Here is a 20,346-nt window from a genome sequence, read left to right on the forward strand (position 1 = left end):
CCACATCGTGGCTGCCACCAGCTTCACGGTTTGGGTTTAAAAAAAATCGGGGGCCACGGCCCCCGATTCCTTTACAGCACGATACTTAGAACTTGTAGTTCGCGCCAAACAGCACGGTGCGGCCGTACTTCTGGTACTCGAGCTGCTGGTTCTTGGTACCGTTGTAGGTCTCGTAAGCTTCGTTGGTCAGGTTGTTCACCTGCAGCAGCAGGCCAACGCCCTTGAACATGCCGGAGTCGAAGGTGTAGCCAACCTGCATGTCGATCACGCGGTCACCCACCACATAGCGCAGGGTACGTTCCGCGGCAAAGTTGCTGATCTCACCCACGAAGTCGGAGCGCTTGCGCATGCTGATACGGGACTCGAAGCCAGCCTTCTCGTAGTACACGGTCACGTTGCTCACGTTCTTGGACAGGCCTGGCAGCGTGATGTTCGAACCGATATTGCTGCTTGGGTCCTGGATCGCGATGGAGCTGTCGTTGTACGAGTAGCTGCCGGTCACGCCGAAGCCATCCAGCACTGGGGTCAGCATGTTCAGCGGCAGCGAAGCCGTGAGTTCTGCGCCCTTCAGGTTACCGCCGTTGCCGTTGTACGGCGCGGTGTAGTTACCGAACGGGGTGATCGCCTTGGTGCCTGGAATCTGCGCCGAGAAGTCATGCTGCTGGGTCTGGGTGTAGATGTAGGTGTCCAGCTTCTTGTAGAAGCCAGCCAGCGCCACGTACGCCTTCTTGCCGAAGTACTTTTCGTACGAAATGTCGAAGGCCTTGGCGCGCCACGGATCCAGCTGGGCGTTGCCGCCGCTGCCGCTCGGCTTGAAGTCGTTGGTGCCCACGTTGAAGTCCAGTGCGGAACGCAGCTGGTCCACACGGGCACGGGCGATCTGCTTGGCCAGGGCCAGGCGCACGGTCTGGTCATTCTCCAGGGCGAAGGCCAGGTTCATGCTCGGCAGGTAGTCGGTGTACTTCTTGCCGTCGTGGATAGGCTTGACTTCGTTGCCCGGGGTGGCGGTGCCGTCCCAGTACTTGGCGTCGGACGACTGGTCAGTGTGCTGAACCTGCACGCCGACGTTACCGCGCATCATCACGCTGCCGAAGTCGTGCTCGATGTTCGCCTTGACGAAGGCGGTCGTGATCTTCTCGTTCACGTCCCATGCCTTGGCGATCAGGTAGCTGCGGTTGTCAACCGGGGCGAAGATCATGTACTTGCTCACCACGGCAGGCACGTTCCACGCCGGAATGGTGCCCACGCCGGCGAAGCCCAGGTCCACAGGGCTGTACAGCAGGTCGGACGAGATGGTGGACGGTGCGCCCTTCAGCAGGATATCGCCTTCAGGCTGGCGCTTCTGCTTCTTGCGGTCGGCGTAATGAACACCCACGTCGAAGCTGGAGAACCAGTTCTCCAGTGCGCCGGTCGCATCGAACTTGGCGGTCAGCTTGATGGCATTCAGCTCATCTTCCACTTTCGGGGTCTTGCCGTAGCCGGAACCGTAGATGGTGTTGCGCACATACAGCGACGCAGGGTTGCTGTAGTCGCGGCCCGGATCCATGGTCGGGAAACCGCCGCTGGCGAAGTTCAGCTTCACGGAGTCCAGGTAAGGATTGCCGGCAGCATCGCTGATCTGCAGGTTGTTTTCCAGGCTCACTTCATCGCGCTTGGCGGTCGAGTGGCTCAGGTCAGCCACCAGGGTCGCGCCGTTCAGGCGCCATTCATTGTTCCAGCCGATGGCACGGATATCGTCGCGGCGCTTGCCGTACATGCCGCGCACCAGCGGGTACACGCCGGTGGCGGTGCCGCCGCTCAGGGCGCCCTGGTCGGTGGTGACGCCGGTGAAGTTCAGGCCCGGAGTGTAGCCGCCGTTGTAGCCGCCGATGTGCACTTCGAACTGGTTGGCGGTGTCTTCATGCTTAAAGCGCGACGCGTACACGTCGATCATCGAGGTGAAGTTCTTGCTCGGACGGTACTGCAGCACGCCCATCAGGCCATCGCGCCTGTTGTAGCCGCTGCGCGCCAGGGACTTGATACCGTCGGTGATGTAGGTGCCGGTCGGCACGCCTGGACGGTTCTCACGCTTCCATGGCTCGTACACGCCGGTTTCGCGGTCCAGCACAGGGTTGTCCAGGTGGGCAAAGCCCAGCGCCACGCCGACGGTGCGGTCCATGAACTGGTCGATGTAGCTCACGCTGAAGCGGTTGCCCCAGGAGTTGGTGTTGGCGATGGTGCCCAGAGAATTCTTCTCGCCGCGCACGTTCATGGCCACGGTGCGCTTGCCGAAGTTCAGCGGACGCACGGTTTGCAGGTCCAGCGTGCCGGACAGGCCCTGGCCGATCATGCCGGCGTCAGGAGTCTTGTAAATGGTGACGCCGCTCAGCAGCTCGGATGGATACTGGTCGAATTCCACGCTGCGGTTGTCGCCGGTGGAGACTTGCTCGCGGCCGTTCAGCAGGGTGGTGGCGAAGTCCGGCGACAGGCCGCGCACGGAGATCACTTGCGCACGGCCGCCCACGCGCTGCGCTGCCAGGCCTGGCAGGCGCGCGATGGATTCGGCGATGGAAGTATCCGGCAGCTTGCCGATGTCTTCAGCGGAGATGGCTTCGACGATGGAGGTGGCGTCTTTTTTGATCGAGATTGCGTCCTCGATACCGCGACGGATACCGGACACGGTCACGGTCTGCATCGGGGTTTCGGCAGTCTGGCCGGTCGTCGCGCTTTGCGCGTATGCGGAACTCGCCAGAATGGACAGGAACACGGCGCAGCCAGCGGCGACCGGATTCAGTTGGAAAGCAGCGGTATTGCCTCGCTTGCTTGCGAAGTTATTCATTAATGTCCCCTTACTTGTAAACAATTTTCCTGCGAGCTGGCACTGTCGGTTTAATTCAACTACACAGGAATCCAAGGTAAGCACACGGTTTCCCACACGCTCTGGGCCGGATTCTGTACTAAAACTAGATTGAGTGTCAATGAATGTTCGCCATCACGAAACCGTATTTCTGGGGCCTCCCGTAGGAGAACTTTGCCAGCCGTTGTATTTCGGCTACAAGACCGGTTTAAAATTTGTGTAGTAGAACTACATCTCAAATCGGTGTATTGTCGCGTTCACAAGCTAACCCGGAGACAAATATGGTCCGTTTCACCGCTGCATCCTTGCTTGCAAGCACATTAATCTTCCCTCTTGCCCACGCCCAGGACTACCGCATCCAGCACATGGAACCCGCCTTCTGGTGGAGCGGCATGCAGCACAAGCAGCTGCAACTGATGGTGCACGGGCCGAAGATCGCGGACCTTGAACCCTCCCTGGATTACGCCGGCGCGCGCATCACGTCCGTCTCGCGCGTGGCCAACCGCAATTACATGTTCATCGACCTGCAGCTGGATGGCGCGGCGCCGGGCAAGTTCGATGTCGTCTTCGCCAGGAACGGCAAGCCCGCCGTGCGTTATTCGTACGAGCTGCGGGCCCGTGCGCCTGGATCAGCGCAGCGCAAGGGATTCAACAATGCGGATGCGATCTATCAGGTGATGCCGGACCGCTTCGCCAACGGCGATCCGTCCAACGACAGCGTCGCTGCGCTGGCCGAGAAGGCCAACCGCAAGAACGGCTCCGGGCGCCATGGCGGCGACCTGCAGGGCATGGCCGATCACCTGGACTATGTGGCCTCCATGGGCTACACGCAGATCTGGCCAACGCCGCTGGTCGAAAACAACCAGCCCGAATACTCCTATCACGGCTACGCGGCCACCGATCATTACAAGGTCGATGCGCGCTACGGCAGCAATGAGGACTACGTGCGCTTCGTGGCGAAGGCGCGCGAGAAAGGCATCGGCGTGATCCAGGACGTGGTGCTGAGCCACATCGGCAGCTCACACTGGTGGATGAAGGATATGCCGATGCCGGACTGGATCAGCTACGACGGCAAGTTCGTCCCCCACCGCTCATCACCGCGTCGCGGTGCAGGACCCCTATGGCAGCAAGGAGGACGCGCGCAACTTCACCCAGGGCTGGTTCGGCAAGCATATGCCGGACATGAACCAGACCAATCCCTTCGTGGCCAATTACCTTATCCAGAACAATATCTGGTGGATCGAGTACGCGGGCCTGTCCGGCCTCCGCGTCGATACTTACGGCTATTCGGACTCGCGCTTCCTTACCGAGTGGTCACGCCGCATGATGGAGGAATACCCGAACCTGAACATGGTGGGCGAAGAGTGGAGCATGCGCATTCCGGTGGTAGCGCACTGGCAGACGGGCAAGCAGAATTTCGACGGCTATGTGTCGCACATGCCATCGATGATGGATTTCCCGCTGAATGATGTGCTGCGCAAGGCTTTGGCCGATACGGACGGCACCTACAGCTTCACCGATGTCTACGAAACGCTGTCGCAGGACTATCTCTATCCGAACGCTTCGAATCTCGTGCTGTTCGAGGGGAACCACGATATGTCCCGCACTTTCAGCGTGGTCAATGACGACCCGGCGCTGTGGCGCATGGCCATGGCCTTCACGCTGACCGCCCCGCGCATTCCGCAGCTTTACTACGGCACCGAGATCCTGATGCCTTCGACCGTGAAGGGACGCGACGATCCTTCCTATCGCCACGATATGCCGGGCGGATGGGCGGGCGATGCGGTGAACGCGTTCACCGGCGCCGGCCTGACTTCTGCGCAGCGCGATGCGCAAGCCTGGCTGAAGAAGCTGCTCAACTGGCGCAAGACCGCCGGCGTGATTCATCATGGCCGGATGATGCATTACGGGCCGGAGGAGAATACCTATGTCTATTTCCGTTACGATAGTTCCGGCAAGGTGATGGTCGCCTTTAACAAGAACGCGCAACCCGTTTCGCTTGCAACGTCGCGCTTCCGCGAAATGCTGTCCGGCGCGCGCGTTGGCACGGACGTAATCACCGGCCAGTCCTTCGCCCTCGATGCGGCCACCATCACCCTTCCCGCCCGCTCGGTGCTCGTGCTGGAGGTGAAATAATGCCCGCGCCCCGCCCTGCCCGTCCACGCCGCACGGTGCTTGCGGCCGCGCTGCTGGCGCCAACGCTTGTCGCTGCAAGCCTGCCGACGCCGGCGCTGGCGGACAGTGTAACTGTGCCGCTGGGCGCCCACAGCGCGAGTTTCTCAACGCCGGACGCGTCGGCCCGTTTGCGCAGCTACACGCAATCGACCACGATGCAGTTGCGCGACAACGCGCCGCAAACCGTCGAATACTCCGAGCTGGACAACCTCCCGCGCGTACGCAGCGGCAACCTGGCTTTCGACGCCCTCTTCGCCCTGGCGATCACCGAAATGAAGCAGGACTCGGTAGCCGCCATCAAGGACGGCAGCTACAACGGCGGCAACGCCATCCCCTGCGAATGTTTCGAAACCGGCGAAAAATGGCATTACGTGTGGACGCGCGACCTATCCTATGCCGCGGCGCTCGGCCTGTCCATGCTCGACCCGCAGCGCGCCCGCAACTCGCTGATGTTCAAGCTCTCCGGCTACCGCGCCGGCAAGCCGGCAAACGCGCAAGGCACGGAAGACGGCCTGCAGATCGTGCAGGACACCGGCAGCGGCGGCAGCTGGCCCGTCAGCACGGACCGCGTAAGCTGGGCCTTCGGCGCCGAGGAAGCGCTGAAGTCCCTGCCCGAACTGGAGCGCGCGTCCTTTGAGGAAATCGCGCTGAAGGCCCTCAGCAACACCATCGAGAACGACCGCCTGGCCGCTTTCGACGCCGCCACAGGCCTCTACACCGGCGAAGAATCCTTCCTCGACTGGCGCGAGCAATCCTATGCAGCCTGGATCGTCAACGATATCGCCAGCATGGCTTCGTCCAAGGCGCTGTCCACCAACGCCGCGCACTACAAGGCGCTCACGCTGGCCGCCGAACTGGCGCGCCGCCAGGACGATACGGCGCGTGCGCAGCGCTACGATGGATGGGCCGCGGACCTGAAGTCTGCCGTCAACGCGCGCCTGTGGCTGAAGGATGCGGGCATGTACAGCAGCCTGACCGCCGGCCACTTCGATGGCGCGCCGATGCACAAGTTCGACTGGCTGGGCCAGTCGCTGGCCATCATTACGGGCATCGCCGACGCCGAGCAGGCGCGCAGCATCATGGCGCACTATCCCCACGGACCGGAAGGCGCGCCGGTAATCTGGCCGCAGCAGCAGGATGTGCCGGTCTATCACAACCGCGCGATCTGGCCGTTCGTCACGGCCTATGGACTGAAGGCGGCGGCGATGACGCGCAATGTGGCCGTGGCTGATGCGGCCTATGCGACCTTGATGCGCGGCGCGTCGCTCAATCTTTCAAATATGGAGAACCTGGAGTGGACGACCGGGCAGCCCATGCTCGAACATCCGGGCGCGCCGCAGCTCAACGGGCCGGTGATCAATTCGAAGCGCCAGCTTTGGTCGGTTGGGGCTTATGTCGGGATGGTCGTACAGCAGGTGTTCGGTATTTCGGCGACGACCGAGCGGCTTTCTGTTCGTCCGTTTATAACGTCGCGGCTGCGGCGGGAGGCGTTTGCGGGCAGCGATGTGGCGGAGCTGTCAGGACTTGTTTTGCATGGGAAGCGGATCAATGTGCGCCTCATACTGCCGCCTGCCGTGCCACTCGACGGCTATTACGAGATGGGGGCCGGCACGCTGAATGGCGCGCCGATGACCGAGGCGCCGCGCTGGGCTGATCTTGGCGAGGACAACACGATCGAACTGCGCCTCGGCGCCCTGATGCCCGGCCGGCAGCAGATTACGCGCGTGGACGTGGGCTCGTTCAACTTCGGCCCCGCTGCGTTTGGGCCGCATGAGCCGGTGGTCACGATCGCTGCGAATGCGTCCTCCAGCACGACAGGCCAGGTCGCCGCCCGCGATGGCGGCACAAGCCGGCTTACTGCTCCGGCGCACGGACGCAGCGCGATGGCCGTCGGGCGCGGCACGAGCCCGACACTGCACATTGCACCGGGCGCAGAGGGCGAGCGCGTGACGTTTAACGTATACCGCGACGGGAAGCTAGTCGCGTCGAAGATCGCGGCCGGGCCGTGGTCAGACCGCAATGCCGGCTCCCCGGCAGCGGCGAAATCCGCGAAATCGGCAACGGCAGGCGATGGCGCCGGCACGCGGGCGTGCTACGCGGTGGAGGCGGTGTTTGTGGCGTCGGGCAACCGCAGCCACCACAGCGCGCCGCTGTGCACGGGCGCGGGCGCCGTCGAGCTGGCAGCGCTAGCTGGCGTTGCGAGCGCGGGAAGGCATGCGATCCAGCTGCGTTATACGAACGCGGCCCACAAGATCAACCTCGGCATTACGAACGGCGTAAAGTGGCTGCGTCTGCGCGATGCGGAGGGCAAGGTGGCGGCGGAGGGTGTGGTGCAACTGCCGCACGCGCTGGGCGAAGCCTGGTCGACGCCGTTGTACGCGGACCTGAAGCCGGGCGCCTACAGCTACGAGCTGGACGGCTTCTTCAATATGAGCTACCTGCAGTCGAACAGCAGCTATGCCGACGCCGGCGGCACGAGCGGACAATGGAACGCGCCGACCGTGCACGCGATCCGTATCCAGCCGACCGCCGCCGCGCCTGCGCCGGTCAAGCGCGGCACGCTGCAGATCATCGACGGCTTCAAGTCACCCCAGCTCGGCAACGAGCGCAAGCTGCGCATCTATCTGCCGCCCGGCTACGAGGAAAACGGCAAGAAGCGCTACCCGGTGCTCTATATGCACGACGGACAGAACCTGTTCGATGCGAAGACCGCGGCTTATGGCGTCGAGTGGAATATCGATGAAGTGGCGGACCGCATGATCGCCGAGGGCAGCATGCAGGAGGTGATCATCGTCGGCATCGACAACACGGCCGACCGCATCGCGGAGTACACGCCCTGCTGCGATCCGAAATACGGCGGTGGCAAGCTGAATGATTATGCGAAGTTCATCGTGAAGACCGTGAAGCCGTGGGTGGACGGGCACTATCGCACGCTCAGGGACCGCAGGCACACGGCCGTCATGGGCTCCTCGCTGGGCGGCATCGCGTCTGTGTATATCGGGCAGCATTATCCACAGGTGTTTTCGATGGCGAGCGGGGTTTCGAGCTCGTTCTGGTGGAACGAGTCGAATATGGTGCGCAATGCGCCGCGGCTGTTGCCGGTGAAGTTTTATATCGATGCGGGGGACGGCGATGGATGGGCTGGAGGCTACTGACGCGTTCCGCAAGGCGATGCTGAAGCGGGGGTATCGGTCAGGCAGGGATTTTTATTTTTATAAGGATGAGGGCGGGATTCATAACGAGCAGTCGTGGGCGAGCCGGGTGCATGTGCCGTTGGGGTGGTTTTTCGGGACACGCCGCGGGTCCGCACGCACGGCGGATCAATGATCCGCCCTACAGCCCCTTCGGGGCCTTTGATTCGTCGAGGCGCATAATTATGCGCCGACGATGCGAAGAGGACGGCGGCGCGGGACGACGGTGCGGGATGCGGCATCGGGCTGCTCGCGCAGCTTGAACACGGACACCGCCTCAGCCAGGCTGGCCGCCTGCTGCTGCAAGGCATCCGCTGCGGCAGCGGCTTCCTCGACCAGCGCGGCGTTCTGCTGCGTCACGCTGTCCATCTGGTTGATGGCGATGCTGATCTGCTCGATGCCATCCTGCTGCTCATTGCTGGCCACAGCAATCTCGCCAATGATGGCGGACACGCGCTCCACGCTCGCCACCACCTCCTCCATGGTCGTCCTGGCCTGGCCAACGAGCTTGCTGCCTGCTTCCACGCGCAGCACGGAATCGCCAATCAGCTCCTTGATCTCCCTGGCTGCCGCCGCCGAGCGGTGCGCCAGGTTGCGCACCTCGCCCGCGACCACGGCAAAACCGCGCCCCTGCTCCCCGGCGCGCGCCGCCTCTACCGCCGCATTCAGCGCCAGGATATTGGTCTGGAACGCAATCCCGTCGATCACGCCGATGATGTCCACGATTCGCCGTGAGGACTCGTTGATCGCGCCCATCGTCTTCACCACTTCGGACACGGTCACGCCGCCCTTCACCGCCACATCGGAAGCGGCCGAAGCCAGCGTCCGCGCCTGATGCGCGTTCTCATTGTTTTGCCGCACGGTGCTGGTCAGCTCCACCATCGAGGATGCCGTCTCCTCCAGCGAACTGGCCTGCTCCTCCGTGCGTGAGGAAAGATCCATATTTCCGGAAGCGATCTCGGCGGAAGCGGTGGCAATGGTATCCGTGCCGATGCGCACCCGCCCCACGATATTGGACAGGTTCTCGTTCATGTGCTTGAGCGCCTCCAACAGCTCGCCCACTTCATCCTTGCTCTGCACGACTACTTCGGTGCGCAGGTCGCCCGAGGCCACCGTCTTGGCAATGCCGATCGCCTGCGTCAGGGGACGCGTGATCCCCAGCACCATCCACCACACGATCGCCCCGCCCAGCAGCACGGTCGCCACGATCATGATCCCCAGCGACATGGCCGCGCTGCGGTGCGCCCTGGCGCTGTCGTCGGACACGGCCGCCGCGGACACGCGTGCCTGCTCGCCGATATAGGCGACGATATCGTCAATCTGCTTGGTCGGCGGCCGGTCCATGCCCTTCACCAGCGCATCGACGATCTTCGGGCTTTCGGGATTGGCCGGGTCGTACTGCTTCAGCGCATTGAGATAATTCTTGCCCAGCTCTTCGTGCATGCGAATCGCTTCGGCGACCAGGGGCGTTTGCAGCTTGAGGCTATCCAGCTGGGCGCTGAGCTTTTGCAGCGCGTCGCTGGTCTGGCTGCCGCTCTTGACGAAGGCCTGGGCGTAGCGTTCCAGCTGGGCCGGATCATGGCCGCGCAGCAGGATGTTCTTCCACTCCTGTACCTGGATCTTGAATTCGACCTGCGCGCCGCGGGCCGTGTCCACCGCCTCGGTGAGCGTCACCGAGCGCTCCAGCCCTTCGGTGTTGCGCTGCTTGATGAAGCCCAGCGCGCTCCAGCCCTGGAAGCCGACGATCAGCACCGCCAGCAGGAAAAAGCCTCCCAGCAGCGCCAGGCGCACACCGATCTTGAGGTTGGCCAGTTTCATGATCGCCCCTGTCATTTGCAAGCCATGATGCGCTCATCGCGGGCAAATGCCAAGAACGGGCGGGATCAACTGTGGTGCGGCGGAAACTCCAGTCCGTACAGGTTGGTGTCCTTCGTTTCACCCTTCAGGACCAGCAGCTCGATAAAACTGAGGCCCAGCTTGCGCAGCAACTGGTTGGACGCCGTATTGCGCGGCGACACGATGCCCAGCAGACGCTTCAGGCCGACCTTGTCGCGCGCAAAAGCCACCACGGCGGCGGCTGCTTCAAAGGCATAGCCGCGGCCCCAGTAGGCAGGCAGGTAGGCATAGCCGATATCCGTGTCCGGCAGGGTGTCGCGCTTAATCAGGCCACACATGCCGATGGCCGCGCCATCGCTTTTCTGCTGCACCAGCATCAGCGAATAACCGAGGGCCTTGTGCATGGCCATGGGTCCGGTCACGATCGCGTTGCGTGCATCATCCAGCGTGCGCACGCCCTTGTCGCCGATGTTCTCGATGAAGGAAGGTTCGTTGACCAATTGAAGGTAAAAGGCGGCATCGCCCTCGGTCAGGGGACGCAGCGTCAAGCGTTCTGTTTCAATCATTATTGTTCGGGCCATTCGCTGGGGTCGGCCAGGAAGCGGTACATCACGTACACATCGACAAAACCGAGCTGCTGGTGACGATAGGCGCGCGGCAGCGTGCCGATCACGGAAAAGCCGAGCCGCTTCCACAGCAGCACGGCGGAGACGTTGGTGCTCACGACATAATTGAACTGCATGGCCAGGTAGCCTTCGTCCCGCGCCTGGTCCAGGCAATGGCGCCCAGCAGCTTGCCGATGCCGACACCCTGCGCGGCGGGGCTGACCATCAGCGAAGCATTGGCCACGTGGGCGCCGCGGTCGCGCTGGTTGGGCAGCAGGCGGTACATGCCGAGCAGGCGGTCCGCGCTGGACAGCACGGCCACCCAGGTTTTCACGCCGCGTCCGAACCAGAACTCGCGGCAATCTTCGCGGCTGGTGTCGGCGGCAAAGTAATAGGTATCCCCGCTGGCGATGAGCTCCTGGAAGATTTCCCACATGGAGTCAAAGTCGGTCTCGGTCGCCGGGCGGATGTCGATATCTTTCAAGGCTGCTCCAGGGCGCGGAAATGATGAACAATTGTCATCGATTTTGAGTTGCAAGTCCAGCGAGCCTGAAGTCGACCTGCGACGGCCGGCCCGGCAGGTCCAGGCGCGACACGGCGGGCGGCGCTTCGGCCACCACCTTGCCGCGCCGCACCACATGGCGCCGCGCTGCGCGTAGCCGGATCGCTTCCACCGCGTCGCCCGCATCGAGCACCACCAGGTCGGCATGGCAGCCGGGCGCCAGGCCATAGCCGTCCAGGCCGAGGATGCGGGCCGGCGTTTCGGTGACGGCGGCAAAGCAGGCGCGCATGGCTTGCTGGCCAGTCATTTGCGCTACGTGCAGGCCCATATGGGCTACTTCCAGCATATCGCCCGAGCCCAGGCTGTACCACGGGTCCATCACGCAGTCGTGGCCGAAGGCGACGTCGATGCCCGCGGCCATCAGCTCCGGCACGCGCGTCATGCCGCGGCGCTTCGGGTAGGTATCGTGGCGGCCCTGCAGCGTGATATTAATCAGCGGATTGGCGATGGCCGCCACGCCGGACTCCTTCATCAGGGGCAGCAGCTTGCTTACATAATAGTTGTCCATCGAGTGCATGGACGTGAGGTGGGAGCCGGCCACCCGGCCGTGCAGGCCGAGGCGGTGGGTCTGCGCGGCCAGGGTTTCGATGTGGCGCGAGTGGGGATCGTCGGATTCGTCGCAGTGCATGTCCACGCGCAGCCCTTTCTCCGCCGCGAACTCGCACAGGATGCGCACGGATTCCGCGCCGTCGGCCATGGTGCGCTCGAAGTGGGGAATGCCGCCCACCACGTCCACGCCCATGGCGATGGCGCGTTTCAGGTTGGCCAGCGCAGTGGGACTGCGCAGCAGTCCGTCCTGCGGGAAGGCCACCAGTTGCAGGTCCAGGTAAGGCGCGACGCGGCGCTTCACTTCCAGCAGCGCTTCCACCGCCAGCAGGCGGTCGTCGCAGATATCGACGTGGCTGCGGATGGCCAGCAGGCCGCGCGCCACGGCCCAGTCGCAGTATTGCAGCGCGCGTTCGATCAGCGCTTCCTGGGTCAGATGGGGTTTCAGCTCGCCCCACAGCGCGATGCCCTCCAGCAGCGTGCCGGACTGGTTCACGCGCGGCAGGCCGTAGCTGAGGGTGGCGTCCATATGGAAGTGGGCGTCCACGAAGGGCGGGGTGACGAGGCAACCGCTGGCATCGATCTCGCGTTCGCCCTGCGCGGAGAGCGCGGGGCCGGTGGCGGCAATGCGGCCGCCTTCAATCGCGATATCGATACCTTTCTTGCCGTCGGGCAGGTTGGCGTTCCGGATCAATAAGTCCATCGAATGGCTCCGCTGGTAGGGTTGGGATCGATTGTAGGCAGAGGCTGGACTGTGGCGCAATGTTGCGCCGCATTAATTTTGCTACAGAGCAGGACAAAAATGTCTTTTCATTACAATAATTCGTCGCTAGAATGGCTTTATTGCATCGCACCATTTCCTAACTCCTGGGAGAAGATATGTTTTCGATCACCGAACAACTGTCCGCAGCAACCAAGTCGCAACTGGAATCGCAACTGCAGTTTCTGAACAATTACGCCACCACCGCTTTCGAAGGCGCCCAGAAAGTCATCGCACTGAACCTGAGCGCCACCAAGGCATCGGTCGAGAAGAGCTCCGCCGCAGCCAGGCAGCTGCTGGAAGCCAAGGATCCTCAGGAATTCTTCAACGCCGCCAAAGCCCCGACCTTCGACAACGTGCTGGCTTACGGCCGCGAACTGTTCAGCATTGCCAGCAAGACTCAGGCAGACCTGTTCCAGGTGACCAAGGCCCAATTCAAGGAAGCCGGCGAACACGTGAAGCCGCTGGTGCTGGAAGCCCCGCTGGCCATCGTCGCGCCTCCGGCCAAGGCTGTTGAAGCGGTCGTTGCCGCCGGCGAAGAAGTTGCGGAAGCTACTGTTGCCGCTCCCAAGGCCGCTGCCAAGAAGGCCGCCAAGGCCGTCGCCGAAGCGCTGGACGAGGAAGCGCCCGTGCCAGCCGCCAAGCCGGCCGCCGCCACCTTCCCCGACCCGAAAACTTCCGTGCCAGTGAAAACCGCCGAAATCATTCCGGCAAGCGCCAAGCCGAAGAAGCAGTAAGTCTTTTAGGGGTCAGGCACGAAATGGAACATGAGGCCGCTTCGGCGAAGCGGCCTCATGTTCCATTTCGTGCCTGACCCCTAAGCGTAAAAACGGAGCTTGCTGTATCCTAGCGACCTTCGCGCTAGGAATTTTCAAATGAGTTTATCGCGGCTAATCGGCGGCTTCGTACGCTCGCACTGGCGTCCTTACGCGCAGGCGGGCGCCATGCTGGCCGGCGTGGCCGTGATCGGCATCTGGATACCGCGCCAGGTCGGCAAGATGATCGACGGGCTGGCCGCGCACACGCTCGGCTACCACGACTTGCTGCTTGATATCGGCCTGCTGCTCCTGGTCGGTCTCCTCAATTACGGCTTGCGCGTGGCCTGGCGCATGAAACTGTTCTCGGCCGCCTACCAGCTGGGCGTCGAACTGCGCACGCGCTTTTACCGCAGACTATCCCTGCAGGGCCCCACCTTCTACCAGAAGCAGCGCACCGGCGACCTGATGGCGTTGGCCACCAACGATATCGACGCCATCGAAATGGCCGCCGGCGAAGCGATGCTGGCCGGCTTCGACGGCTCGCTGTCCCTGTGCATGGTGCTGGGCATAATGCTGCTGGGCGTGGACTGGCGCCTGGCGCTTTTCGCGCTGATTCCCTTCCCCTTCATGGCCTGGGCTTTCTGGCGCATCTCCTCGCATATCCATACCGCCTCCGCCGATTCGCTGAAGCGTTTCAGCGCATTAAATGACCATGTGCAGGAAACGCTGTCCGGCGTGCGCACCCTGCGCGCCCTGGGGTTGGAGCAGCGCAGCAGCACGCGCTTCTCGGAACTGGCAGGCCACGCCGCCAATGCCGCCCTCACCGCGCAGAAATGGGAAGCCGCCTACGAACCTGCCGTCGGCCTCACGCTGACCGCCGCCACCGCGCTTTCGCTGGGCCTGGGTGGCTATCTCGTATGGCAGGGCGAGCTGACCATCGGCGCACTCACCTCCTTCAGCATGTACCTCGGCCAGCTGATCTGGCCCATGTTCGCGGCGGGCTGGGTACTGTCCCTGATCGAACGGGGCCGCGCCGCCTATGCGCGCCTGCAGCCCATGCTCGATGCGCCGCTCTCGATCGACGACAAGGGCACGCTGGATAAGCTCTCCCCCGGCGCGCTGCACATCGCGGACCTGGGCTACAACTATCCAGGCCAGACCGAGCCCGCGCTCTCGCATATCACGCTGACGCTGCAGCCGGGCCAGACGCTGGGCCTGGTCGGCCCCACCGGTTCCGGCAAGTCCACCCTGCTGCGCGCCATCCTGCGCCAGATCGCGCCGCAGCACGGCACGCTGCGCTGGGGCGGCCATGCGCTCGACGAATACACGCTGCACACGCTGCGCGCCGCCATCTCCTGGGTGCCGCAGGAATCCTTCCTGTTCTCGGCCTCGATTGCGGACAACATCGCGCTGGCGCGGCCGGAAGCGACGCGCGCCGAAGTGGAGCGCGCCGCCGACCTGGCCGCCATCCACGACGATATCCAGCTCTTCCCGCACAAATACGAAACGGAAGTGGGCGAGAAAGGCATCACGCTCTCCGGCGGCCAGCGGCAGCGCGTGGCGATTGCACGCGCCCTGCTGTCCGATAACGAAATGCTGCTGCTGGACGATGCTTTGTCGGCCGTGGACACGGGCACGGAAACGCGCATCCTCGAACACCTGGAAGAACTGCGCCGCGCCCACCCGGGCCGCAGCGCCATCATCGCCAGCCACCGCCTGAGCGCCGTCGTCAACGCCGACCAGATCGTGGTGCTGCAGCACGGCCGCATCACCGAAACGGGCAGCCACGAACAGCTGCTGGCGCAAAACGGCTGGTATGCCAGCCAGTGGCGCTACCAACAACTGGAGGCCAGCCTTGACGCTGCATGAAACGTCTCCACACAAGCAATCCGCCCGCGAGCAGACGAAGCGCGCGCTTGGCCTGCTCCGCCGTGCCTCTGCGGCGGACGTGCGCCACCTGTACTGGGCCATCCTCTGGCTCGCCATCGCGGCCGGCATGGAAGTCGTCGGCCCCCTGCTGGGCAAGCGCCTGATCGACGAACACCTGCTGCCGCGCCACCTGGACTGGACTTCGATGTCCCTGCTGCTGGGCGGCCTGCTGGTGACGGGCTGGATCGCCACCGGCCTGCGCTACCTGCAGCTGGTGCGCCTGTCCGGCGTGGCGATGCGCTCGGTGCAGCGCCTGCGCGAGCAGGTGTACGGTCATGTGCTGCGCCTGCCGATGGCCTTCTTCGACCGCGCCATCACGGGCCAGCTGGTCTCGCGCGTGACCAACGACACGGAAGCGGTGAAGGGCCTGTATATCCAGGTGCTGTTCGTGATCCTCGATTCGACCATCGTGCTGGCCGGCACCGTCGCGGCGATGGCCTGGCTGGACTGGCGGCTGATGACCATCGTGGTCGCCCTGCTGCCCTTCGTGCTGGTGATCGTGTGGGCCTACCAGCGCCTGTCCGCACCGGCCGTCACGCGCGCGCGCCAGCTGCGCAGCGACATCAATGCGCAGATTGCCGAATCGATCGGCGGCATGAGCGTGCTGCAGGCGAATAACGCCGAACAGCGCTTCGGCGATCGCTTCGCGCAAACCAATGCCGACCACTACACCCAGCGCATGGCCGAAATCCGCGCCAACGCCTGGCTGCTGCGCCCCGCGCTGGACATGCTGAACGTGCTGCTGCTGGCCGCCGTGATCTTCATGTTCGGCCAGCGCGGCGCCATGAGCACGGCCGAAGTGGGCGTGCTGTACGCCTTCATCAACTACATTGCGCGGGTGATCGAGCCGCTGATCCAGATCACCATGCAATTCAGCCAGCTGCAGCAATCCGTGGTGGCGACCGCGCGGGTCGCCATCTTGCTGGACGAAGCCGAGGCGCCGGAACACAGCCAGCAGGCGCGGCACCCGCGCAGCGCCGCCAACGATGCGGCGCTGGCCGTGGATATTCGCAACCTGGACTTCGCCTACGTGGACAATCAGACCGTTCTCCACAAGCTCTCGCTGCAAATTCCGCAGGGCGCCTTCTTCGGCATCGTGGGCCATACGGGCAGCGGCAAATCCACCCTGCTCTCGCTGCTGCTGCGCTACTATCCCGCGCCGCACGGCAGCATCCTGATGAACGGCATGCCGCTGGACGAAATCTGCAACGAGGAATTCCGTGCCGACGTGGGCCTGGTGCCGCAGGACCCCTTCCTGCTGGCGGCATCCGCGCGCGAGAACATCGATATGGGCCGCGGCCTCACGCAGCAGCAGATCGAGACGGCTGCCCGCGCCGCCCACGCCCACGACTTCATCATGGCCATGGAAGACGGCTACGACACGGTGCTGGGCGAAGGCGGCTCGCGCCTGTCCTCCGGCCAGAAGCAGCTGATCGCCATCGCCCGCGCGCTGGCCGGCCAGCCGCGCATCCTGCTGCTGGACGAAGCCACGTCGCGCATCGATTCGCAGACCGAGCAGATCGTGCAGCAGGCGCTGAACGAATTGCGCGGCCGCGTGACAATCATCGCCATCGCGCACCGCCTTTCCACCATCCGCGAAGCCGACCAGATCGTGGTGCTGAACCACGGCCGCATCGATGAAAAGGGCCCGCACGACGCGCTGATGCAGATCGAAGGAGGCCTGTACCAGCGCCTGTATCTGCTGCAGCAACTGGCTGCCTGAGGCAATATAGACAGCTCGGCAATGTGACACATTTCCCCCACAGATTGCTGTGATTTTTGGTGACAATTCCGCTGGTTAATGGACTTTCCCGTGCGCAAGGGGCATATAATTGTCCAGACAACTTCGAGGGACTTCCAGCTTGCCACCTACCCATTTCCGGACGCTCAAGCGGCGCTTGCCCATGCTGGCAGCCGCCTGCCTGCTCGCGCCCGTGCTGGTGTATGCGCAGTCCCCGCTGGATGGGGAAATCCGCGAAATCAAGGAAGCCGTCCGCTTCAATCCGGACAAGGCGCTGGCGCAACTGCAGCAAATCGAATCCAATGCCCGCACGGCGCCGGCGCTCACGCGCGGCGAGTTCCTGTCCCAGCTGGCCCTGACCTGGCGCTACCTGGGCCGGCACAAGACGGCGCTGTCGCTGTCCGAGGAATTGCTGGCCTTCGCCAAATCCCAGAACAATGAGGTACTGCATGCCAAGGGCTTGCTGACCAAAGCCTATGTGCTGTCCGCAATGGGCGAGCAGCAAAGTTCGCACCAACTGGCCTTCGACGCCGAGCGCGTGGCCGCCCGCACGGACGACCTGCCGCTGCGCGTGCAGTCCACCATCACGTCCGGCCAGTCCTACGCGGAACAGGGCAACTACCCGGTGGCGCTGCAGAAGATGCAGCATGCGGTGGACCTGGCCCACCAGGTGAAGGACGACCTGGTGCCCCTCGCCAGCGCGCTGAACTCCCTGACTCTGCTCTATACACAGATGAAGGAGTACGACAAGGGCTGGGAGGTGCTGGCGGAGAACATCGCCGTGTCCGAACGCCTGCAGTCGCCGGGCCGCCTGGCCATGGCCAAGAGCACCGAGTACGGCCTGGCCATCGATTCCAACCAGCCCAGGCGCGCCATGGCCGCGCTGCTGAAGGGACTGGACCTGGCGCGCAAGCTGGGCGCGCGCAGCATGATCGCGTCCACGCTGGTCAATCTGTCGGACATTTCGCTGAAGGAGCACGACTTCGCGCGCGCCCTGCGCTACGGGAACGAAGCGATTGCCGCGGCGCGCGAGATCAATGACCTGTCCACCGAAGCCACGGCCTATGTGAACATCGGCCAGGCCCATATGGGTCTTGGCCGCCTGGCCGAGGGACGCAAGAACTTCGAGCTGGGCATGGCTTACTTCGAGAAGGCCGGCGACAAGCCGGAGCTGCAAATCCTGCTCACCGAATTCGGCATGTCGCTGGAACGCTCGGGCGATTACGCGGGCGCCATCGCCGCTTATCACCGCGAGCGCAAGCTGTCCAACGAGATCTTCGAGAGCCAGCGCAAAAAGGCGATGTGGGAGCTGCAGGAAAAGTACGACACCGAAAAGAAGAAGCGCCAGATCGAGATGCTCAGCCACGAGAACCAGTCGAAGAGCGCCGAGATTGCGAACCGCCGCCTGCAGCAGCGCGTGTGGTGGCTGCTGGCTGTGGTATTCGCGCTCGCTGCCGTGATTGTCGGCCTGCTGTACCGCAAGGTGCGCCATGCGAACGCGCAGCTGAAAGTGAAAAACCTGGAGCTGAAGCAGCAAAGCGCGCTCGATCCGCTCACGGCGCTGTACAACCGCCGGCACTTCCAGGAATTCATGCGCTCGCATAACTGCGCCGAGCGGCGCGCCGCGCCGGGCGAAGACCTCGTGGGCGCGCTGTTCCTGCTGGACGTGGACCACTTCAAGCATATTAACGACACCTTCGGCCATGCGGCCGGCGACATGGTGCTGAAGATGATCGCCGACAACCTGCGCGTGGCGCTGCGCGAGACGGACATGATCGTGCGCTGGGGCGGCGAGGAATTCCTCGCCTTCCTGCCGGCGATTCCGCGCGCGGGCGTGGACGAGATTGCACGGCGCGTGCTGACCAGCATTTCCAGCCAGCCTATCGAGTACCAGGGTTCGATGATCCACGTGAACGTGTCCATCGGCTTCGCGCCCTTCCCGCAGATCCCGGGCGGCACGCCGCTGCAGTGGGAGCGCGCGGTGAACTTGGTGGACATGGCGCTCTACCTCGCCAAGGCCCACGGCCGCAACCGCGCCTACGGCGTGCGCGGCTTCGCGCACTTCGAACAGACGTCGCTCGAAGCCATCGAGCAGGACCTGGAACGCGCCTGGCGCGCCGGCTTCGTCGACCTCACCGTCGTCCTCGGCAACCCGCCGGACGACAGCCCGCCCAGCAACGTCGTTCCTCTCAAGGCCAAGGCCGGCGCGTGAGCCGGTGACATTCCACGCATTTTGCGTGCGGCGCCATGCGCTAAACTGCGCGGCTATGACGCCCCAACGCAAACTGCACATTGCCAACGCACTGATCATCCTCGGCATCCTTCCATTTTCGCTCAGCGTCTACTGGACCTTCTCCATCCTTGCCTGGGCGCGCGCCAATCCGGGCCAGGCTGGCGGCTCGGACGCATTCCTGATGATCTTCCTGCTGGGCGCCTCCTGGATCTTCGCCACCGTGGTCGCCGGCGGCGGCGCGCTGTGGTCGCGCCGTGTCGCCCGCTGCAATCCCGATGCGCGCACGCGCCTCGCCCTGGTCCTGCGCGCGCTGGCCGGCCTGACCATCCTCCTGCCGTTGCTCGCCTACGGCGTGCTGATTTTGATCAGTTATTGGCCGGTCAAGCCTACATGACGCCATGAGGCAGGCAGGGACGGCGTGCTATGATCCCTGCAATGAAACACCGCTTATTCCTCTTCGACCTGGACGACACCCTGCTCGACTTCAAGGCGTCCGAAAAGCTCTCCTTCGCGCGAACCCTGCAGGATCTTGGCTTTTACGACAACGTTGAAGCTTTGTTCCAGCAATATCAGGCGATCAATATCGAGCTGTGGAAGTCGTTCGAAGCGGGCGCCGTATCGAAGGACTTCCTGAAGGTCGAGCGCTTCCGCAGAACCTTTGCGGACAATGGCCTCGACCTCGACCCCGATGCGGCCAGCCACCGCTACCTGGAGTCGCTGTCCGAGACGGTAGTGCTGATTGACGGCGCCAAGACGCTGTGCGAAACGCTTGCTGCCGCCGGCGAAGTCGGCATCATCACCACCGGCGTGGACCACATCCAGACACGCCGCATCGCCAGCTCCGGCCTGCGCGAGCACATATCCTTCATCTCGACCTCTGAAGCCTGCGGCTACGCCAAGCCGGACAGCCGCTTCTTCGAGTACACGACAAAGATGGCCCGTTCCTTCTCCAGGGACGAAACCATCATCATCGGCGACCGCCTCGATGCCGACATCCTCGGCGCCAACCGCTTCGGCATCGAAAGCTGCTGGTTCAATCCCGGCGGCGCCACCAACGACTCCGAAGCGCTGCCCACCTTCGAAGTGACCCGCCTCCACGACGTCGTCCCCGCCCTGGCAAAAGCTGCCGCTTAACCAGCGTCCGCGGTCAGCGTCCACCAGGTCCGCGCGCCCG

14 protein-coding genes and 1 pseudogene are annotated in these 20,346 nt (G+C 63.7%); 9 read left to right on the forward strand and 6 right to left on the reverse strand.

The features are described from left to right. Nucleotides 1-85: 85 nt before the first annotated feature. Entirely contained in the window at nt 86-2,818 is a 2,733-nt protein-coding gene (locus ACHMW6_RS28405; RefSeq protein ID WP_395401974.1) for a TonB-dependent receptor, read from the reverse strand. 434 nt (nt 2,819-3,252) lie between these two features. Between ACHMW6_RS28405 and ACHMW6_RS28410 the strand changes: the two are divergent. From ACHMW6_RS28410 to ACHMW6_RS28420, 3 genes and pseudogenes are all read left to right on the forward strand, one after another. Beyond that, nucleotides 3,253-3,816 (forward strand): annotated as a pseudogene (locus ACHMW6_RS28410) (alpha-amylase family glycosyl hydrolase); the annotation flags it as partial. Nucleotides 3,817-3,943: 127 nt separating this feature from the next. Next, nucleotides 3,944-4,972: a cyclomaltodextrinase C-terminal domain-containing protein gene (locus ACHMW6_RS28415; RefSeq protein ID WP_395401976.1), complete on the forward strand. Its 1,029-nt coding sequence runs from the start codon at nt 3,944-3,946 to the stop codon at nt 4,970-4,972. Continuing rightward, entirely contained in the window at nt 4,972-8,166 is a 3,195-nt protein-coding gene (locus tag ACHMW6_RS28420; protein ID WP_395401978.1) for an alpha/beta hydrolase-fold protein, read from the forward strand. Before ACHMW6_RS28415 ends, ACHMW6_RS28420 begins: the two co-directional genes overlap by 1 nt. 219 nt (nt 8,167-8,385) lie before the next feature. On the opposite strand, the gene ACHMW6_RS28425 is transcribed toward ACHMW6_RS28420, so the two are convergent. The 5 genes from ACHMW6_RS28425 to ACHMW6_RS28445 all read right to left on the reverse strand — a co-directional run bounded on the left by ACHMW6_RS28425 (nt 8,386) and on the right by ACHMW6_RS28445 (nt 12,454). After that, the gene (locus ACHMW6_RS28425; RefSeq protein WP_395401980.1) at nt 8,386-10,020 is read right to left on the reverse strand and encodes a methyl-accepting chemotaxis protein; all 1,635 of its coding nucleotides are present in this window, start codon (nt 10,018-10,020) and stop codon (nt 8,386-8,388) included. 65 nt (nt 10,021-10,085) lie between these two features. After that, entirely contained in the window at nt 10,086-10,604 is a 519-nt protein-coding gene (locus ACHMW6_RS28430; protein ID WP_395401982.1) for a GNAT family N-acetyltransferase, read from the reverse strand. Beyond that, complete coding sequence (locus tag ACHMW6_RS28435; protein ID WP_395401984.1) at nt 10,604-10,780, reverse strand: hypothetical protein; 177 nt, start codon at nt 10,778-10,780, stop codon at nt 10,604-10,606. The genes ACHMW6_RS28430 and ACHMW6_RS28435 overlap by 1 nt, the downstream gene beginning before the upstream one ends. After that, nucleotides 10,759-11,127 (reverse strand): GNAT family N-acetyltransferase, encoded by a 369-nt coding sequence (locus ACHMW6_RS28440; protein WP_395401986.1) that lies wholly within the window; start codon nt 11,125-11,127, stop codon nt 10,759-10,761. The genes ACHMW6_RS28435 and ACHMW6_RS28440 overlap by 22 nt, the downstream gene beginning before the upstream one ends. A gap of 34 nt (nt 11,128-11,161) precedes the next feature. Next, nucleotides 11,162-12,454: an amidohydrolase family protein gene (locus ACHMW6_RS28445; protein ID WP_395401988.1), complete on the reverse strand. Its 1,293-nt coding sequence runs from the start codon at nt 12,452-12,454 to the stop codon at nt 11,162-11,164. A 176-nt stretch (nt 12,455-12,630) separates the two neighbouring features. Between ACHMW6_RS28445 and phaP the strand changes: the two genes are divergently transcribed. The 6 genes from phaP (at nt 12,631) to ACHMW6_RS28475 (ending at nt 20,306) form a co-directional block, all read left to right on the forward strand. Continuing rightward, nucleotides 12,631-13,248 (forward strand): TIGR01841 family phasin, encoded by a 618-nt coding sequence (phaP, locus tag ACHMW6_RS28450; RefSeq protein WP_395401990.1) that lies wholly within the window; start codon nt 12,631-12,633, stop codon nt 13,246-13,248. 138 nt (nt 13,249-13,386) lie between these two features. After that, the gene (locus ACHMW6_RS28455) at nt 13,387-15,138 is read left to right on the forward strand and encodes an ABC transporter ATP-binding protein (RefSeq protein WP_395401992.1); all 1,752 of its coding nucleotides are present in this window, start codon (nt 13,387-13,389) and stop codon (nt 15,136-15,138) included. Beyond that, the gene (locus ACHMW6_RS28460; RefSeq protein ID WP_395401994.1) at nt 15,125-16,921 is read left to right on the forward strand and encodes an ABC transporter ATP-binding protein; all 1,797 of its coding nucleotides are present in this window, start codon (nt 15,125-15,127) and stop codon (nt 16,919-16,921) included. Before ACHMW6_RS28455 ends, ACHMW6_RS28460 begins: the two co-directional genes overlap by 14 nt. Before the next feature lie 181 nt (nt 16,922-17,102). Beyond that, the gene (locus ACHMW6_RS28465; protein WP_395401996.1) at nt 17,103-19,151 is read left to right on the forward strand and encodes a diguanylate cyclase; all 2,049 of its coding nucleotides are present in this window, start codon (nt 17,103-17,105) and stop codon (nt 19,149-19,151) included. Nucleotides 19,152-19,206: 55 nt separating this feature from the next. Further along, nucleotides 19,207-19,566 (forward strand): hypothetical protein, encoded by a 360-nt coding sequence (locus ACHMW6_RS28470; protein WP_395401998.1) that lies wholly within the window; start codon nt 19,207-19,209, stop codon nt 19,564-19,566. A 41-nt stretch (nt 19,567-19,607) separates the two neighbouring features. Further along, a complete protein-coding gene (locus ACHMW6_RS28475; protein ID WP_395402000.1) occupies nt 19,608-20,306 on the forward strand; it encodes a YjjG family noncanonical pyrimidine nucleotidase in 699 nt (232 codons plus the stop codon). Nucleotides 20,307-20,346 lie beyond the last annotated feature (40 nt).

The organism is Pseudoduganella sp. UC29_106 (assembly GCF_044055365.1).
Classification (GTDB): Bacteria; Pseudomonadota; Gammaproteobacteria; order Burkholderiales; family Burkholderiaceae_D; genus Rugamonas.

Coding starts and splice junctions, on each gene's coding strand:
- ACHMW6_RS28405 (WP_395401974.1), bottom strand. CDS start 2,818: ATGAATAACTTCGCAAGCAAGCGAGGCAATACCGCTGCTTTCCAACTG.
- ACHMW6_RS28420 (WP_395401978.1), top strand. CDS start 4,972: ATGCCCGCGCCCCGCCCTGCCCGTCCACGCCGCACGGTGCTTGCGGCC.
- ACHMW6_RS28425 (WP_395401980.1), bottom strand. CDS start 10,020: ATGAAACTGGCCAACCTCAAGATCGGTGTGCGCCTGGCGCTGCTGGGA.
- ACHMW6_RS28430 (WP_395401982.1), bottom strand. CDS start 10,604: ATGATTGAAACAGAACGCTTGACGCTGCGTCCCCTGACCGAGGGCGAT.
- ACHMW6_RS28435 (WP_395401984.1), bottom strand. CDS start 10,780: ATGCAGTTCAATTATGTCGTGAGCACCAACGTCTCCGCCGTGCTGCTG.
- ACHMW6_RS28445 (WP_395401988.1), bottom strand. CDS start 12,454: ATGGACTTATTGATCCGGAACGCCAACCTGCCCGACGGCAAGAAAGGT.
- phaP (WP_395401990.1), top strand. CDS start 12,631: ATGTTTTCGATCACCGAACAACTGTCCGCAGCAACCAAGTCGCAACTG.
- ACHMW6_RS28455 (WP_395401992.1), top strand. CDS start 13,387: ATGAGTTTATCGCGGCTAATCGGCGGCTTCGTACGCTCGCACTGGCGT.
- ACHMW6_RS28465 (WP_395401996.1), top strand. CDS start 17,103: ATGCTGGCAGCCGCCTGCCTGCTCGCGCCCGTGCTGGTGTATGCGCAG.
- ACHMW6_RS28470 (WP_395401998.1), top strand. CDS start 19,207: ATGACGCCCCAACGCAAACTGCACATTGCCAACGCACTGATCATCCTC.
- ACHMW6_RS28475 (WP_395402000.1), top strand. CDS start 19,608: ATGAAACACCGCTTATTCCTCTTCGACCTGGACGACACCCTGCTCGAC.